This is a genomic window from Streptomyces sp. NBC_00726 (assembly GCF_045161735.1).
GTDB lineage: Bacteria > Actinomycetota > Actinomycetes > Streptomycetales > Streptomycetaceae > Streptomyces.
In genome coordinates this window covers 928,481-944,391 of record NZ_CP108983.1, presented here as the reverse complement: position 1 = coordinate 944,391, position 15,911 = coordinate 928,481, and the positions used below count along the sequence as shown (strand labels likewise).

At 72.5% G+C, this 15,911-nt stretch carries 13 protein-coding genes; 9 read left to right on the top strand and 4 right to left on the bottom strand.

Annotation, left to right across the window (positions count from 1 at the left end):
* The first annotated feature begins 86 nt into the window (after positions 1-86).
* Together OG338_RS04115 and OG338_RS04110 are read left to right on the top strand one after the other, a co-directional pair.
* A complete protein-coding gene (locus OG338_RS04115; protein WP_405936009.1) occupies positions 87-1,136 on the top strand; it encodes an LLM class F420-dependent oxidoreductase in 1,050 nt (349 codons plus the stop codon).
* Positions 1,137-1,375: 239 nt separating this feature from the next.
* A complete protein-coding gene (locus OG338_RS04110) occupies positions 1,376-2,164 on the top strand; it encodes a ferritin-like domain-containing protein (protein WP_405936008.1) in 789 nt (262 codons plus the stop codon).
* Between the two features lie 15 nt (positions 2,165-2,179).
* On the opposite strand, the gene OG338_RS04105 is transcribed toward OG338_RS04110, so the two are convergent.
* Positions 2,180-3,175: a magnesium and cobalt transport protein CorA gene (locus OG338_RS04105; RefSeq protein WP_405936007.1), complete on the bottom strand. Its 996-nt coding sequence runs from the start codon at positions 3,173-3,175 to the stop codon at positions 2,180-2,182.
* 74 nt (positions 3,176-3,249) lie between these two features.
* Between OG338_RS04105 and OG338_RS04100 the strand changes: the two genes are divergently transcribed.
* The 5 genes from OG338_RS04100 (at position 3,250) to OG338_RS04080 (ending at position 9,942) form a co-directional block, all read left to right on the top strand.
* A complete protein-coding gene (locus OG338_RS04100) occupies positions 3,250-3,948 on the top strand; it encodes a histidine phosphatase family protein (RefSeq protein WP_405936006.1) in 699 nt (232 codons plus the stop codon).
* An 85-nt stretch (positions 3,949-4,033) separates the two neighbouring features.
* Entirely contained in the window at positions 4,034-4,624 is a 591-nt protein-coding gene (locus OG338_RS04095) for a DUF3090 domain-containing protein (protein WP_405936005.1), read from the top strand.
* On the top strand, positions 4,588-5,427 hold the full coding sequence (locus OG338_RS04090; protein ID WP_405936004.1) for an SCO1664 family protein: 840 nt from the start codon (positions 4,588-4,590) through the stop codon (positions 5,425-5,427). Before OG338_RS04095 ends, OG338_RS04090 begins: the two co-directional genes overlap by 37 nt.
* 110 nt (positions 5,428-5,537) lie before the next feature.
* A complete protein-coding gene (gene mshC, locus OG338_RS04085) occupies positions 5,538-6,767 on the top strand; it encodes a cysteine--1-D-myo-inosityl 2-amino-2-deoxy-alpha-D-glucopyranoside ligase (RefSeq protein WP_405936003.1) in 1,230 nt (409 codons plus the stop codon).
* Positions 6,768-6,891: 124 nt separating this feature from the next.
* Complete coding sequence (locus tag OG338_RS04080) at positions 6,892-9,942, top strand: NPCBM/NEW2 domain-containing protein (protein WP_405936002.1); 3,051 nt, start codon at positions 6,892-6,894, stop codon at positions 9,940-9,942.
* A gap of 60 nt (positions 9,943-10,002) precedes the next feature.
* Here OG338_RS04080 and OG338_RS04075 read toward each other — a convergent pair whose 3' ends face one another.
* A complete protein-coding gene (locus OG338_RS04075; RefSeq protein ID WP_405936001.1) occupies positions 10,003-11,130 on the bottom strand; it encodes a PAC2 family protein in 1,128 nt (375 codons plus the stop codon).
* A 232-nt stretch (positions 11,131-11,362) separates the two neighbouring features.
* Here OG338_RS04075 and OG338_RS04070 point away from each other — a divergent pair, with 232 nt between their 5' ends.
* Both OG338_RS04070 and OG338_RS04065 read left to right on the top strand, forming a co-directional pair.
* Positions 11,363-12,700 carry an enolase C-terminal domain-like protein gene (locus tag OG338_RS04070; protein WP_405936000.1) on the top strand — a complete coding sequence of 446 codons (1,338 nt, stop codon included), beginning with the start codon at positions 11,363-11,365 and terminating at the stop codon, positions 12,698-12,700.
* Positions 12,697-13,476 carry an SDR family NAD(P)-dependent oxidoreductase gene (locus OG338_RS04065; protein ID WP_405935999.1) on the top strand — a complete coding sequence of 260 codons (780 nt, stop codon included), beginning with the start codon at positions 12,697-12,699 and terminating at the stop codon, positions 13,474-13,476. The genes OG338_RS04070 and OG338_RS04065 overlap by 4 nt, the downstream gene beginning before the upstream one ends.
* 22 nt (positions 13,477-13,498) lie before the next feature.
* Here the strand turns inward: OG338_RS04065 and OG338_RS04060 are convergent, their stop codons facing one another.
* Both OG338_RS04060 and OG338_RS04055 read right to left on the bottom strand, forming a co-directional pair.
* Complete coding sequence (locus OG338_RS04060; protein WP_405935998.1) at positions 13,499-14,170, bottom strand: FadR/GntR family transcriptional regulator; 672 nt, start codon at positions 14,168-14,170, stop codon at positions 13,499-13,501.
* 122 nt (positions 14,171-14,292) lie between these two features.
* On the bottom strand, positions 14,293-15,906 hold the full coding sequence (locus OG338_RS04055; protein ID WP_405935997.1) for an FAD-dependent oxidoreductase: 1,614 nt from the start codon (positions 15,904-15,906) through the stop codon (positions 14,293-14,295).
* Between the last annotated feature and the right edge of the window lie 5 nt (positions 15,907-15,911).

Sequence of the window (15,911 nt, the reverse complement as noted above, 5' to 3'; positions counted from 1 at the left end):
GCGTGGGGCGGCCCCCTGCCGGATCGACTTCCCGCGCGCTAGAGTCCGGAACTCAGGGACGTTACTGATCGGTAAGGGGTTCGGCTATGCGGCTCGGCATCAATCTCGGCTACTGGGGCGCGGGGATGGACGGCGACAACCTCGCCGTCGCACAGGAGGCCGACCGGCTCGGCTACGACGTCTGCTGGGCGGCCGAGGCGTACGGCTCCGACGCGCCGACCGTGCTGGCCTGGGTGGCCGCGCAGACGGAGTCCATCGACGTCGGCTCCGCCATCCTCCAGATCCCGGCGCGCCAGCCCGCGATGGCCGCCATGACGGCGGCCACGCTCGACTCCCTGTCCGGCGGCCGGTTCCGGCTCGGCCTCGGCGTGTCGGGCCCGCAGGTCTCCGAGGGCTGGTACGGCGTCAAGTTCGACAAGCCGCTGGCCCGCACCCGCGAGTACGTGGACATCGTCCGCAAGGCGATGACCCGCGAGCGCCTTTCGTACGAGGGTGAGCACTGGACGCTCCCGCTGCCGGACGGCCCGGGCAAGCCGCTCAAGCTGACCGTGCACCCGCAGCGCGAGCACATCCCGCTCTACATCGCCGCGATCGGCCCGAAGAACCTGGAGCAGACCGGCGAGATCGCCGACGGCGCCCTGCTGATCTTCCCCTCGGCCGAGCACCTGGAGGAGACCGCGGTCAGCCATCTGCGGGCCGGCCGGGAGAAGGCCGGGAAGACGATGGAGGGCTTCGACGTCTGCCCGACCGTCCCGCTCGCCGTCGGCGACGACATCCCCGGCCTCGCGGACATGTTCCGCCCCTACACCGCGCTGTACGTCGGCGGCATGGGCAGCGCCAGGCAGAACTTCTACAACCGGCTCGCGCAGCGCATGGGGTACGAGAAGGAGGCCGCCGAGATCCAGGAGAAGTACCTCTCCGGAGACAAGAGCGGCGCGGCGGCCGCCGTACCGCACCAGCTGATCGACCAGACCACGCTGCTCGGGTCCGTGGACCGGATCGCCGAGCGCATGCAGGCGTACGCGGAGGTGGGGGTCACGACCCTGACCCTGGCGCCGGCCGGCTTCACGCTCGACGAGCGGATCGCCGCGCTCCGGGCCGGCACGGACGCGCTGGAGCGGGCCGGGCTCGGGTGACGCGAAGGGGTTCTGCGGCCGTGGTGGGGGCTCGGGGGGTCCTCCCCGCCACGGCCGTCACGGGGAACAACGCGGGCGGCCCGGCGGGGTTACGGGTGCACGCAAAAACGGTTCGCCCGCCCCGCCGGAGCCTCCCGGCGGCGCCACCCGGTCGGCCCAGCCGCCGCCCGCTCCTGTTGCCCGCCCCGGCCCGGCGCATTTGACTGGCGCTCGGCGACGCCGGCACGGAGGTGGCAGTGATGCTCTCGGCAAAGAACCTGTTCCAGGAGATCCTCGACAACGACGACTCGTTCCGGCTGTTCTGCTCCATCGCGGCCAGCGGCGAGTCGCAGGGCGGCTGGGAGAACGGCCGGATCGCGGCCCTCGTCCCCGCGAGCCAGCGCCCGCTGGCCCCCAAGATCGCCCGGCACGGCGCCGACGAGGACAAGCACGGCCGGATCTTCAACGCGCTGCTCAAGAAGCGCGGCCTGGCCCCCGGCCCGGTCCCGCCGGACACCGACTACACGATGCTCCTGGAGCGCCACGGCATCGGACTCGCGCACGAGCAGCTGGGCCGCGACGAGCCCCTGACCGAGCGCGACATCATCACGTATCTGGCCCACAGCCGGGTCACCGAGCAGCGCGCGTCCGAGCAGATGCGGCTGCTGAACAAGCACTTCGCGGACCACCCCGAGCTGGGCCGCGCGGTCCGGATGATCTCGAACGACGAGGACAACCACCTCGCGTACTGCCACGAGGAGCTGCTGCGCTTCGCGCGGGCCGGGCACGGCCGCACGATCCAGCACATCCTGCGCGAGTGCGCGCTCGCCGAGATCCGGGTCTACCGCGACGTCAGCCTCGCCGTCATGGACCACATGGGCCGGGTGCTCGGCTGGTCCCGCGCGAAGGCCGGCGTGCTCGCCGCGGGCATCCACGCCATGTACGCGTACGAACGCCTCGGCGGCTGGCGGCGCATGGTCAGCCTGGCCCCGCCCGTCCGGCGCGACGCCCTCGGCGGACCCGCGACGCCCGCGCCCGAGTACGCCTGACGGGCGGCCGGGGCGTCAGAGCCAGCCACGCCGTTTGAACTGGCGGTACAGGCCCACGACCGCCCCCGCCATCAGCAGCAGCACCAGCGGGTACGAGCCGACCCACCGCAGCTCCGGCATGTGCTCGAAGTTCATCCCGTAGATACCCGCGACCATCGTCGGCACCGCCGCCATCGCCGCCCAGGCGGAGATTTTGCGCATGTCGTCGTTCTGCCGCACCCCCATCTGCGCGAGATGCGCGGACAGGATGTCGGACAGCAGCCGGTCAAGACCCTCCACCTGCTCGTTGGCCCGGGTCAGATGGTCCTGCACGTCCCGGAAGAACGGCTGCGCGTGCTCCTGGACGAACGGCACCCCGGCGCCCGCCAGCCGGGCCATCGGCCCCGCCAGCGGGACCGTCGCCCGGCGGAATTCCAGCACCTGGCGCTTGAAGGTGTAGATGCGCGCCGCGGTGTTCTTGGAGTCGTCCGTACCGCTCGGCGCGAAGACCTGCGTCTCCAGCTCCTCCAGGTCGACCTGGAGCTCGCCCGCCACGTCTATGTAGTGGTCCACGATCGCGTCGCTCACCGCGTACAGCACCGCCGTCGGCCCGTGCTTCAGCACCTCCGGGTCCGCTTCGAGACGCCGGCGTACGGCGGCCAGCGGCGCGCCCTCGCCGTGCCGCACGGTCACGACGAACGAGTCGCCCATGAACACCATCAGCTCGTGCGTGGTCACCGCGTCGCTGTCGTGGTCGTACAGGACCGGCTTGATCACCGCGAACAGCGAGTCGTCGTACACCTCAAGCTTCGGCCGCTGATGGGCGGAGAGGGCGTCCTCCACGGCCAGCGGATGCAGCCCGAACTCCTGGCTGACGAGGTCGAACTCCTTCTCCGTCGGCTCGTGCAGGCCGATCCAGAGGAACGCGTCGCCGGACTCCCGCGCCCGGGCGAGCGCTTCCGAGAAGTCGGCGGGGCCGTCGGTCCGGCGGCCGTCGCGGTAAATGGCGCAGTCGACAATCACGGCGCGCATTCTTCCCTGCTTCCGGCCCGGTATGCACCTTTGGCCCCGCCGGGAAACCGTGCCGCGCCCGTACGCTGGACCGCATGCCCACCCTGATCCTCGTACGCCACGGACGCTCGACCGCCAACACGGCCGGGGTGCTCGCGGGCCGGACCCCCGGCGTCGCCCTGGACGAGCGCGGCGCCGCGCAGGCCGCCGCGCTCCCCGGACGGCTGGCCGCGCTGCCGCTCGCCGCCGCCGTCAGCAGCCCCCTGCAACGCTGCCGGGAGACGCTGGAACCCCTGCTGGCCGCCCGCCCGGACCTGCCACTGCACATCGAGGACCGGATCAGCGAGTGCGACTACGGCGACTGGTCGGGCCGCAAACTCGCCGAGCTCAGTGACGAACCGCTGATGACCGTGGTCCAGCGGCACCCCTCCGCCGCCGCCTTCCCCGGCGGCGAGTCGATGCGCGCGATGCAGGCCCGCGCCGTCGACGCCGTACGCGAGTGGAACACCCGGATCGAGGCGGAGCACGGCGAGCACGCCGTGTACGTCATGTGCTCGCACGGCGACATCATCAAGTCCCTCGTCGCCGACGCGCTCGGCATGCATCTGGACCTCTTCCAGCGCGTCCACGCCGACCCGTGCTCGGTCACCGCGATCCGCTACACCCGGCTCCGCCCCTATCTGCTGCGCCTCGGCGACACGGGCGACCTCGCCGGACTCGCGCCCCGCGACCCGGGCCCGGACGCCGCTGCCGCCGGGGACGCGGCGGTAGGGGGCGGCGCTGGGGCGCCGTGATCGCCGCGCGCAGTAGGGTGGACGCGCCGTAGAACGCTTTCCGGCCCATCCCCATCCGCCCGTCGACTCTCAAGGGAGACAGGACGTGTCCCGTCAGGTGTTCCTCTACGACCCCCCGGACCGCTTCGTGGCCGGCACGGTCGGGCTGCCTGGACGCCGTACGTTCTTCTTGCAGGCGTCCTCCGGCGGCCGTGTCACCAGCGTGGCCCTGGAGAAGACCCAGGTCGCCGCGCTCGCCGAGCGCGTGGACGAACTGCTGGACGAGGTCGTACGCCGCACCGGCGGGAACTCCCCGGTGCCCGCCGTCGCCCCGATGGACGTCACGGACACCGCGCCGCTCGACGTCCCCGTCGAGGAGGAGTTCCGCGTCGGCACCATGGCGCTCGCCTGGGACGGCGAGGAGCAGCGCATGATCGTGGAGGCGCAGGCCCTGGTCGAGCTGGACGCCGACTCCGTCGAGGACCTGGCCGAGGCCGAGGAGCGGCTGCTCCAGGACGAGGAGAACGGCCCGCCGATGCTCCGCGTCCGGCTCTCCGGCGCCCAGGCCCGCGCCTTTGCCAAGCGCGCCCTGGACGTGGTGAACGCCGGCCGGCCGGCCTGCCCGCTGTGCAGCCTGCCGCTCGACCCGGAAGGACACGTATGCCCGCGCCAGAACGGGTACCGCCGGGGCGCCTGACCGACGCGGGGCGGGTCGCCCTGCTGGCCGAGGGCACGCTGACCGTCCTCGGGCAGGTCCGCGGCGCGTCCAACGCGGTGCTGTACTGCTCCGTCGCCCACGAGGGCGAGGAGGCGACTTGTGTGTACAAGCCCGTGGCCGGCGAACAGCCGCTCTGGGACTTCCCCGACGGCACCCTCGCCCAGCGCGAGGTGGCCGCCTACGAGGTCTCCGAGGCCATGGGCTGGGGGCTGATCCCGCCGACCGTGCTGCGGGACGGGCCGTACGGGCAGGGCATGTGCCAGCTCTGGATCGAGGCCGAGGCGCCGGGCGAGGACGAGCCGGGGCTGCTCGCGCTGGTCGAGGAGGAGGAGCCCGGCGAGGGCTGGAAGGCCGTCGCCCTCGCCGAGGTGGCGGAGGGGAAGACCGCCCTGCTGGTGCACGCGGACGACCCCCGGCTGCGGCGGCTCGCCGTCCTGGACGCCGTCATCAACAACGGCGACCGCAAGGGCGGCCATCTGCTGCCCGCGCCCGGCGGCCGGCTCTACGGCATCGACCACGGGGTCACCTTCAACGCCGACGACAAGCTGCGCACCCTGCTCTGGGGCTGGGCGGGCGAGCCGCTGACCCCCGAGGCCGTCGAGGTCCTGGACCGGCTGGCCGCCGCCCTGGAGCCCGGTGCCGCCCTGGTCACCCGGCTGGCCGAACTCATCACGGCGGCCGAGATCGAGGCCCTGCGGGCCCGGGTGGCCGGGCTGCGGACGACCGGGCTGCACCGGAAACCCAGCGGCGAATGGCCCGCTATCCCCTGGCCGCCCGTCTGACGGCCGGTCCGCCCCGATGCATGCCGGGCGCGGCGGCGCAAGAGCGCCTCTTCGGTCAGGATCACCCCTCCGGTTCGTATCCGGAAGCCGCATCCGGTTACGCTCGTGGCATGCATGCCTGGCCCGCTTCTGAGGTCCCCGCCCTGCCCGGCAAGGGCCGCGACCTTCGGATCCACGACACCGCGACCGGCGGACGGATCACCCTTGACCCCGGTCCCGTCGCCCGCATCTACGTCTGCGGCATCACGCCGTACGACGCGACCCACATGGGTCATGCGGCGACCTACAACGCGTTCGACCTCGTGCAGCGCGTGTGGCTCGACACCAAGCGGCAGGTTCACTACGTCCAGAACGTGACGGACGTGGACGACCCGCTGCTGGAGCGGGCCGTGCGCGACGGACAGGACTGGACCGAGCTCGCGGAGCGCGAGACGGCCCTGTTCCGCGAGGACATGACCGCGCTCCGCATGCTCCCGCCGCGCCACTACATCGGTGCCGTCGAGGCGATACCCGGCATCGTGCCGCTCGTGGAACGGCTCCGCGACGCGGGCGCCGCCTACGAGCTCGACGGCGACATCTACTTCTCGGTCGACACCGACCCGCACTTCGGCGAGGTGTCGAACCTCGACGCCGAGGCCATGCGGCTGCTCTCCGCCGAACGCGGCGGCGATCCGGAGCGCCCCGGCAAGAAGAACCCGCTCGACCCCATGCTCTGGATGGCCGCCCGCGCGGGCGAGCCCAGCTGGGACGGCGGCTCCCTCGGCGCCGGACGCCCCGGCTGGCACATCGAGTGCGTGGCCATCGCCCTGGACCACCTGGGCATGGGCTTCGACGTCCAGGGCGGCGGCTCCGACCTCGCCTTCCCGCACCACGAGATGGGCGCCTCGCACGCCCAGGTGCTCACCGGCGAGCACCCCTTCGCCCAGGCGTATGTGCACGCCGGGATGGTCGCGCTGGACGGCGAGAAGATGTCCAAGTCCAAGGGCAACCTCGTCTTCGTCTCCGCGCTCCGCCGCGACGGTGTGGACCCGGCCGCGATCCGGCTGGCCCTGCTCGCCCACCACTACCGCTCCGACTGGGAGTGGACCGGCCAGGTGCTCGCCGACGCGGTGGCCCGGCTCGGCCGCTGGCGCGCCGCCGTCTCCCGCCCGGACGGGCTGTCCGCCGACGTCCTGGTCGAGGAGGTCCGCGCGGCCCTCGCCGACGACCTGGACGCCCCGGCCGCGCTGGCCGCGGTGGACCGCTGGGCGGAGCGGCAGACCGCCGAGGGCGGTACGGACGAGGGGGCACCCGGCCTCGTCTCCCGCACCGTGGACGCCCTGCTCGGGGTGGCCCTCTAACCGCTTTTTTCGTAACTCTCCGTCGTAGCAGCCGACTTCACCGGCCCCGGACTTCTTCATGAAGTTCGGGGCCGGTTCCGTTTTGTCCATGGTCAATTGCTCGGTACTGCGCTAAAAGCGCTCTATGCAATCATCAACACGCATCAGATCGGCGGTAGTTGCAGCGCTGCTGGGACTGCTCGCCGTACTCACCGCACCGGGCGCGGCCCGCGCCGACGGCCTGGCGGAGCCGGCCGGTACGACGGTCGGCGACCTCACCGGCTTCTCGGCCGACGGGGCCGTGTACCGCCTGGCGGCGGGGGCGGCGAAGGCCCGGGTCAGCTTCGTCTCCGAGGAGACCTTCCGTATCGAACTCGCCCCCGACGGCACCTTCGAGGACCCGGCCGGCGACGCCATCGTGCTCCCGCAGGGCACCCCGCCGCGCACCCGCTGGAAGGAGCGCGGCGACCGCTACGAGCTGTCCACCCGGAGCATCACCCTCCGTGTCTACAAGTCGCCTTTGCGGTTCGCCCTGTACCGGGCCGACGGCAGCCGGGTCTGGTCCGAGGCGAAGGGGCTGAGCTGGGACGCCGAGCAGACCACCCAGACCCTGGCGCGCGGCGCGAACGAGCAGTTCTACGGCGCCGGGATGCAGAACGGCCGGGGCAACACCTCGCACCGGGACAAGACCGTCGAGGTGGGCGTCGACTACGACTGGGACGACGGCGGCCACCCCAACTCGGTGCCGTTCTACCTCTCCTCGGCCGGCTACGGCGTCTTCCGCAACACCTTCGCGCCGGGCACCTACGCCTTCAACGACCCGGTGACCACCAGCGAGCAGGAGCGGCGCTTCGACGCGTACTACTTCGCCGGTGACAGCGCCAAGGACGTCATCGGCCAGTACACGCAGCTCACCGGCAAGCCGTTCCTGCCGCCCGTCTACGGCATGGAGATCGGCGACGCCGACTGCTATCTGCACAACGCCAACCGGGGCGAGCGCCACACCCTGGACGCGCTGAAGGTCGCCGACGGCTACCTCGACAACGACATGCCCAACGGCTGGATGCTCGTCAACGACGGCTACGGCTGCGGTTACGAGAATCTCGCCGAGACCGCGAAGGGCCTCCAGGACCGGGGCATGCAGGCCGGTCTGTGGACCGAGGACGGCATCGACAAGCTCGGCGACCAGGTGAAGGCCGGGCAGCGCGTGGCCAAGCTGGACGTCGCCTGGGTCGGCGCGGGCTACAAGTTCGCCCTCGACGGCTGCAAGGACGCCTACGCGGGCATCGAGGCCAACAGCGACGCGCGCGGCTTCACGTACGCCCCCGAGAGCTGGGCCGGCGCGCAGCGCTGCGGCGTCCAGTGGTCCGGCGACCAGTACGGCACCTGGGACTACATCCGCTGGCAGATCCCGACCTACGCGGGCGCCACGATGTCCGGCCTCGCCTACACCACGGGCGACGTCGACGGCATCTTCGGCGGCAGCGCCAAGACGTACACCCGTGACCTCCAGTGGAAGATGTTCCTGGGAACCACGATGACCATGGACGGCTGGGCGGCCAGCGACAAGCAGCCCTTCCGCTACGGCGAGCCGTACACCTCCATCAACCGCGACTACCTCAAGCTCAAGGAGTCGCTGCTGCCCTACCAGTACTCCTACGCCCACGAGGCGACCAAGACCGGTGTCGGCATGGTCCGCCCGCTGGTCCTGGAGTACCCGGACGACCCGAAGGCCGCGACCGACGCCGCGAAGTACGAGTTCATGTCGGGCGAGGACTTCCTGGTCGCCCCGGTCTACGAGGACAGCACCGAGCGCGACGGCATCTACCTGCCGAAGGGCACCTGGACCGACTACTGGACCGGGCGCACCTACCAGGGCCCCGTCACCCTCGACAACTACAGCGCCCCGCTCGACACCCTGCCGCTGTTCGTGAAGGCCGGGGCGAGCGTGCCGATGTGGCCGGGCATCCGCTCGTACACCGACCGCACCGCCGACTCCCCGCTGGCCTGGGACATCTACCCGCAGGGCCGCTCCTCGTTCACGCTGTACGAGGACGACGGAGTGACCCGCGAGCACCGCGACGGCGCGTACGCCACCCAGACCGCCGACGTCCGCGCACCCGCCCGGGGCTCCGGGGACGTGACCGTGGACATCGGCGCGAGCAAGGGCACGTTCCAGGGCAAGCAGAGCAGCCGCCCGTACGAGTTCACCGTGCACACCGGCTCCGAGCCGAGCGCGGTCCGGCTCAGGGGCAAGCTGCCCCGGCTCACCTCGGCCGCCGCGTACGCCAAGGCGAAGCAGGGCTGGTTCTACGACCGGGACGACCGGGGAGGCGTGGTCAAGGTCAAGACCGCACCGCTGCCCACGGACCGGAAGTTCTCCGTGAAGCTCAAGCACACCAGCGCGGTCGGCGGCCGGCACGCCGCCGCCACGGCCGCCGTCACCGCCCCGCGCGGCCAGGAGACCGGCGCGGGCGCCCCGAGCACCGTCGCCGTCGACGTGACGGCGGGCACGGCGGACGTCATGGACGCGTCCGTCACGCTCGACGTCCCCGAGGGCTGGCAGGCCACCCCCGCCGCGCCCGTGAAGCGGATACCGGCGGGCACCACCCGCCGCGTCGAGGTCCGGGTCACCCCGGCGAAGGGCGCGGCGGCGGGGGAGGCGCGGCTGACCGCGCTCGCCCGCTACCGGTCGGCGGGCGAGTCCCGCACCGCCGCCGAGCGGCTGGCGGTCTCCGTCATGCCGGCCCCGCCCACCGGGGAGACCTGGGCGAGCGACATGGAGTGGCTGACCGAGACCAACGGCTACGGCCCCGCCGAACGCGACCGCAGCAACGGCGAGTCGGGCGCGGCCGACGGGCACCCGCTCACGCTGGCCGGGAAGACGTACGAGAAGGGGATCGGCACCCACGCCGACTCCGACATCGAGGTCTACCTCGGCGGCCAGTGCTCCCGGTTCACCGCGGACGCCGGCATCGACGACGAGATCGACGGGTACGGCGAGGTCGCGTTCTCCGTGGAGGCGGACGGCAAGGTGCTGTGGACCTCGCCGAAGGTGACCGGCGCGTCGGAGACCGTGCCGGTCGATGTGGCGCTGGACGGGGCGCGGCACGTGCGCCTGAAGGTCACGGACACGAACGGGTCCAAGACCGGTGACCACGGCGACTGGGGCGCGGCGCGCTTCGTCTGCTCCTGAATGACCGTCACATCACAGAGGAGCCGGGCGGGTTCGCACCCGCCCGGCTCCGCGCCGCGCTCAGTCCTGCGAGTGGGGGCCTTCGGCCCCGTCACCGTCCGCCGGGCCGGTGTCCGGCTCGTCGTCGGGCGCCCCGGCCGGGCCGCCGTCCGCGTCCGTGGCCCGGTCGCCGGTGCCGCCGGCCGGTGGTCGGCCGGTCGCCGGACGGCCGGGACCCTCCGATTGGGCCGGACCGCCCGGCTGGCCGGACCCCGGCTTCGGCGGTTTCATCCGGCCGCTCGACGTGTCCCGGAGGTACGTCGCGTCGCCGCTTTCCGTGGCATGACCGCCGGGCGGCGGCGCGGAGCCCGGTTCGCGGCGCCGCAGATAGCGCTCGAACTCGCGGGCGATCGCCTCGCCGCTCGCCTCGGGCAGCTCGGCGGTGTCCCGCGCCTCCTCCAGGGTCTGCACGTACTCGGCCACCTCGCTGTCCTCGGAGGCCAGTTGGTCGACGCCGACCTGCCAGGCGCGCGCGTCCTCCGGCAGCTCGCCGAGCGGGATGCGCAGCCCGAGCAGATCCTCAAGCCGGTTCAGCAGGGCCAGCGTCGCCTTGGGGTTGGGCGGCTGCGACACATAGTGCGGCACCGCCGCCCACAGGCTCACCGCGGGCACCCCGGCATGCGTGCACGCCTCCTGGAGGATGCCGACGATGCCGGTCGGGCCCTCGTATCTGGTCTCCTCCAGGTCCATGGTGCGGGCCAGGTCCGGATCGGACGTCACCCCGCTGACCGGGACCGGGCGGGTGTGCGGGGTGTCGCCCAGCAGCGCACCGAGCACCACCACCATCTCGACGCCCAGTTCATGTGCGAAGCCCAGGAGTTCGTTGCAGAACGAGCGCCAGCGCATGGACGGTTCGATGCCCCGGACCAGGACGAGATCGCGGGGCTTGTCCCCGCCGACGCGGACCACGGAGAGCCGGGTCGTCGGCCAGGTGATCTTGCGTACCCCGTTCTCCAGCCACACCGTCGGGCGGTTGACCTGGAAGTCGTAGTAGTCCTCGGCGTCCAGCGCCGCGAACACCTCGCCCTTCCACTCCCGGTCCAGATGCGCGACCGCTGTGGAGGCGGCGTCACCGGCGTCGTTCCACCCCTCGAACGCGGCCACCATGACCGGGTCGATCAGCTCGGGCACGCCCTCGAGCTCGATCACCCCAGCCTCCTTCCGAAGTTCCCTTGCGTACGGACCAACCTTACGGCCTGCGCCCTCCCGGAACGCAGCCCCCGTGCACGGCTGGATGATCCTCTGGTACGGAAACGCGCCCCCGATACATCCGAGCTGTCGGCGGAAAACTCGGACTCCTCTCTGGACTTGCCCACGCGGAGGCGGCTATACATCGGATGACCGCAGCAGAGGTCCGATGTTATTTCCCCTGGGGGCGCGCATGAGTCAGACCGTCACGGATTTCGAGGTCCACGACATCCGTTTTCCGACCTCGGAAGAACTGGACGGCTCGGACGCCATGAACCCCGACCCCGACTACTCGGCCGCCTATGTCGTCCTGCGCACCGACGCCACCGGCCCGGCCGGCGCGCCCGCCGAGGGCCATGGCTTCTGCTTCACCATCGGCCGCGGCAACGAGGTCATGGCCGCCGCGATCGAGGCCCTGCGCCCCTGTCTGACCGGGCGCCCCGTGCCCCGTACGGCCGCCGGCCTCGGCGCCCTGTACCGGGACCTCACGCACGACTCGCAACTCCGCTGGCTGGGCCCCGAGAAGGGCGTGATGCACATGGCGGCCGGTGCGGTGGTCAACGCCGCCTGGGACCTGGCGGCCAAGCTGGCGGGCAGACCCGTCTGGGAGTTCCTGGCCGGGATGACCCCGGAGGAGCTGGTCTCCCTCGTGGACTTCCGCTACCTCACCGACGCCCTCACCCCCGACGAGGCGCTGGCCATCCTGTGCGCCGCCGAACCGGGACGCGCCGAACGCGCCGCCCGGCTGCGCGCCGAGGGCTACCCCGCGTACACCACCTCGCCCGGCTGGCTCGGCCACTCCGACGAGAAGCTGGTCCGGCTCGCCGAGCAGGCCGTCGCCGACGGCTTCACCCAGATCAAGCTCAAGGTCGGCGGCCGGGTCGAGGACGACGTCCGCCGCATGGCGCTCGCCCGCGCGGCCGTGGGACCCGGGGTCCGGATCGCCGTCGACGCCAACCAGCGCTGGGACGTCCCCGACGCCCTCGCACGGATGGCCGCGCTCGCCCCGTACGACCCGTACTGGATCGAGGAGCCCACCAGCCCCGACGACGTACTCGGCCACGCCGCCGTCCGCGCCGGACAGCCGGTCAAGGTGGCCACCGGCGAACACGTCGCCAACCGGGTCGTGTTCAAGCAGCTCCTCCAGGCCGGGGCCGTCGACTTCGTCCAGATCGACGCCGCACGCGTCGCCGGCGTCAACGAGAACCTGGCGATCCTGCTGCTCGCCGCCAAGTACGGCATCCCGGTCTGCCCGCACGCGGGCGGCGTCGGGCTCTGCGAACTCGTCCAGCACCTCTCGATGTTCGACTACGTCGCCGTCTCCGGCACCCGCGAGGACCGGGTCATCGAGTACGTCGACCACCTCCACGAGCACTTCACCGACCCGGCCGTCGTCGTCAACGGCCGCTACGCCGCCCCGGCCGCCCCCGGCTTCTCGGCCGGGATGCGCCCCGAGTCCCTTGCCGCACACCGCTACCCGCAGGGCCCCGTCTGGCAGGCCCGGCGCCACGAGAAGGAGGAGAGCCGATGACCGGCACACGCGACTTCGAGGGGATGAACGCCCTGGTGACCGGCGGCGCATCCGGCATCGGCGCCGCCGTCACCACCCTGCTCCTGGAACGCGGCGCCCGGGTCGCCGTCCTCGACCGGGACACCTCCGGCACCCCCGCCGGCGCCCTCGCCGTCGAGGCCGACGTCACCGACGACGCCGCCGTGCGCGCCGGGGTGGACCGGGCCGCCGCGGCCATGGGCTCCCTGCACACCCTCGTCTCCAACGCGGGCATCGGCGCCATCGGCACCGTCGCGGACAACGACGACGCCGAATGGGCCCGGGTGCTCGACATCAACGTCCTCGGCATGGTCCGCGCCGCCCGGCACGCCCTGCCACACCTGCGCCGCGCGGCCGCCGAGCGCCCCGGAGCCGTATCCATCACGCACACCTGCTCCATCGCCGCCACCGCCGGGCTGCCCCAGCGCGCCCTGTACAGCGCGAGCAAGGGCGCCGTCCTCGCGCTCACCCTCGCCATGGCCGCCGACCACGTCCGCGAGGGCGTCCGCGTCAACTGCGTCAACCCGGGTACCGCCGACACCCCGTGGATCGGCCGGCTGCTCGACCGGGCGGACGACCCGGCCGCCGAACGCGCCGCGCTCAATGCCCGCCAGCCGCTGGGCCGGCTGGTCTCCGCCGACGAGGTGGCCGCCGCGATCGTCTACCTCGCCGGTCCCGCCGCGGCCTCCGTGACCGGCACCGCCCTGGCCGTCGACGGCGGAATGCAGGGCCTGCGCCCGCGCCCCGCCGGCAGCTGAACCCGCCCTCACGCGCCCGCCGCTACAACGTGGACCGCAACCACTGCTCCACGCTCGCCACATGCACCGTCGCCCACGCCCGCGCCGCCTCCGCGTCCCCGTCCCGCAACGCCGACAGAATCGCCCGATGCTCATGCAACGTCCGGCTCACCGCGTCCTCCTGCGTCAGCCCCCGCCACACCCGCGCCCGCGTCGTCGGCCCTGACAGCCCGTCCAGCAGCGAGCACAGCACCGAGTTGCCGGACGCCTGGACGATGCCCCGGTGGAAGTCCAGATCGCAGGCCACCAGCTCCTCCACCGAAGGCCGCTCGCCCAGCGCGTCGAGCTGCGCGCCCAGCGCGTCCAGCTGCTCCGCGCCGATCCGGCCCGCCGCCATCGCCGTCGCGGCGGGCTCCAGAATCCGGCGCACCGCCAGGAACTCCAGCACGGTGTCGTCCCGGTGGAAGTCCACGACGAAGCTCAGCGCTTCGAGCAGCAGCTGAGGGTCCAGGCTCGTCACATACGTGCCGTCGCCCTGGCGGACGTCGAGAATGCGGATCAGCGACAGGGCGCGCACCGCCTCCCGCAGCGAGTTGCGGGAAAGCCCCAGCTCCGAGGCGAGTTCGCTCTCCTTGGGGAGCCGATCGCCGGGCCGTAGCGCACCCGAGACGATCATCCCCTTGATCTTCTCGATGGCCTCGTCGGTGACAGCCATGGGCGACCTCCAGACATCCGATGTATCGCCCCATTATGCGGCCACGCCGGTACGGCCACGACAAAGGGCCGGCACGGCCGCGGACCGACTCCCGGTCCGCGGCCGTACCGGCCCTTCCCCGCTCAGCCGCGCCGCTCGCCGAGCACCTTCTCCACCCCGGCCCGGACCTCGTCCGTCGCCAGGCCCCGGATCGTCAGCGTCGTTCGCCGCCGCAGCACGTCGTCCACGGTCTCCGCCCACTCGTGGTCCCGGGCGTAGGCGACCTGCGCCCAGACCTCCGGCGCGTCCGGGTGGATCCGCTCGGCCAGCGCCGGGTTCTCGTTGGCCAGCCGGGCGATGTCGAACGCGAGCGAACCGTAGTGCGTGGCCAGATGGCGCGCGGTGTCGGCGGCCATCCGGGGCCCGGGCGTCCCGCCGTCCACCAGCAGCCGGTGCGCCACCGCGTTCGGGCTGGCGATCCCGGGCAGCGGCAGCTTCCTGGGCAGCCGGGACATCGGCTCCATGTCCTCCGCCAACGGGTGCCCGGGCAGCGCGGCCAGCTTGTTCATCACCGTACGGCCGATGTGGCGGAAGGTCGTCCACTTGCCGCCGGCCACCGACAGCATCCCGCCCCGGCCCTCCGTGACGACCGTCTCGCGCTTCGCCTTCGAGGTGTCGCCCGGCCCGCCCGGCAGCACCCGGAGACCGGCGAAGGAGTATGTGATCAGGTCCCGGGAGAGCTGCTGGTCCCGTACCGAGAACGCGGCCTCGTCCAGGATCTGCGCGGTGTCCTGCTCGGTCACCGCGACATCCGCCGGGTCGCCCTCGTACTCCTCGTCCGTCGTGCCGAGCAGCAGCATGTCCTCCCACGGCAGCGCGAACGTGATGCGGTACTTGTCGATCGGCGTGGCCAGCGCGGCCTTCCACGGCCGGGTCCGCTTCAGCACCAGGTGGGCGCCCTTGGACAGGCGTATGGAAGGCGCCGCGTCCGGGTCCTCCATCTTCCGCAGGTGGTCCACCCACGGTCCGGTCGCGTTCAGCACCAGCCGGGCGGTCACCCCGAACTCCGTACCGTCCATGGAGTCCCGCAGCTCCGCGCCCGTCACCCGGCCCCGGGTGAACCGCAGCCCGGTCACCGCCGCGTGGTTCAGCACCACCGCGCCCGCGTCGACGGCCGCGCGGACCGTCATCAGCGCCATCCGCGCGTCGTTCATCTGGTCGTCGCCGTAGACCGCGACGGCCTTGAGATTCTCCGTACGCAGCTCCGGCACATCGCGCGCCGCCCGCGCCGGGCTGATCACATGGCCGACACCGTCGCCGAAGGCGGACAGCGCCGAGTACGCGAACACGCCCGCGCCGAGCTTCGCCGCGCCGTGCGGCCCGCCCTTGTAGACCGGCAGGTAGAAGGTGAGCGGATTGGCCAGGTGCGGGGCGACCTGGCGGGAGACCGCACGGCGCTCGAAGTGGTTCTCCGCCACCAGCTTCACCGCGCCGGTCTGGAGGTAGCGCAGCCCGCCGTGCAGCAGCTTGGAGGAGGCGGAGGAGGTGGCGCCGGCGAAGTCACCGGCGTCCACCAGGGCCACCCGCAGCCCGGACTGCGCGGCGTGCCAGGCGGTGGAGATGCCCAGGATGCCGCCGCCGATCACCAGGAGGTCGTACGTCGCCTTGGAGAGCTGCTCCCGGGTCTCGGCGCGGCTCGGGAGGGAGCCGGAGGCCGGATGCGTCCCGAGTGCGGGGACGCTCTGCAGGGTGGTCATGTTCT

Bases quoted from the DNA above. Each gene is read 5' to 3' on its own strand.
- OG338_RS04115 (WP_405936009.1), top strand. From the start codon at position 87: ATGCGGCTCGGCATCAATCTCGGCTACTGGGGCGCGGGGATGGACGGC.
- OG338_RS04055 (WP_405935997.1), bottom strand. From the start codon at position 15,906: ATGACCACCCTGCAGAGCGTCCCCGCACTCGGGACGCATCCGGCCTCC.
- OG338_RS04100 (WP_405936006.1), top strand. From the start codon at position 3,250: ATGCCCACCCTGATCCTCGTACGCCACGGACGCTCGACCGCCAACACG.
- OG338_RS04070 (WP_405936000.1), top strand. From the start codon at position 11,363: ATGAGTCAGACCGTCACGGATTTCGAGGTCCACGACATCCGTTTTCCG.
- OG338_RS04110 (WP_405936008.1), top strand. From the start codon at position 1,376: ATGCTCTCGGCAAAGAACCTGTTCCAGGAGATCCTCGACAACGACGAC.
- OG338_RS04090 (WP_405936004.1), top strand. From the start codon at position 4,588: ATGCCCGCGCCAGAACGGGTACCGCCGGGGCGCCTGACCGACGCGGGG.
- mshC (WP_405936003.1), top strand. From the start codon at position 5,538: ATGCATGCCTGGCCCGCTTCTGAGGTCCCCGCCCTGCCCGGCAAGGGC.
- OG338_RS04105 (WP_405936007.1), bottom strand. From the start codon at position 3,175: ATGCGCGCCGTGATTGTCGACTGCGCCATTTACCGCGACGGCCGCCGG.
- OG338_RS04060 (WP_405935998.1), bottom strand. From the start codon at position 14,170: ATGGCTGTCACCGACGAGGCCATCGAGAAGATCAAGGGGATGATCGTC.
- OG338_RS04065 (WP_405935999.1), top strand. From the start codon at position 12,697: ATGACCGGCACACGCGACTTCGAGGGGATGAACGCCCTGGTGACCGGC.
- OG338_RS04080 (WP_405936002.1), top strand. From the start codon at position 6,892: ATGCAATCATCAACACGCATCAGATCGGCGGTAGTTGCAGCGCTGCTG.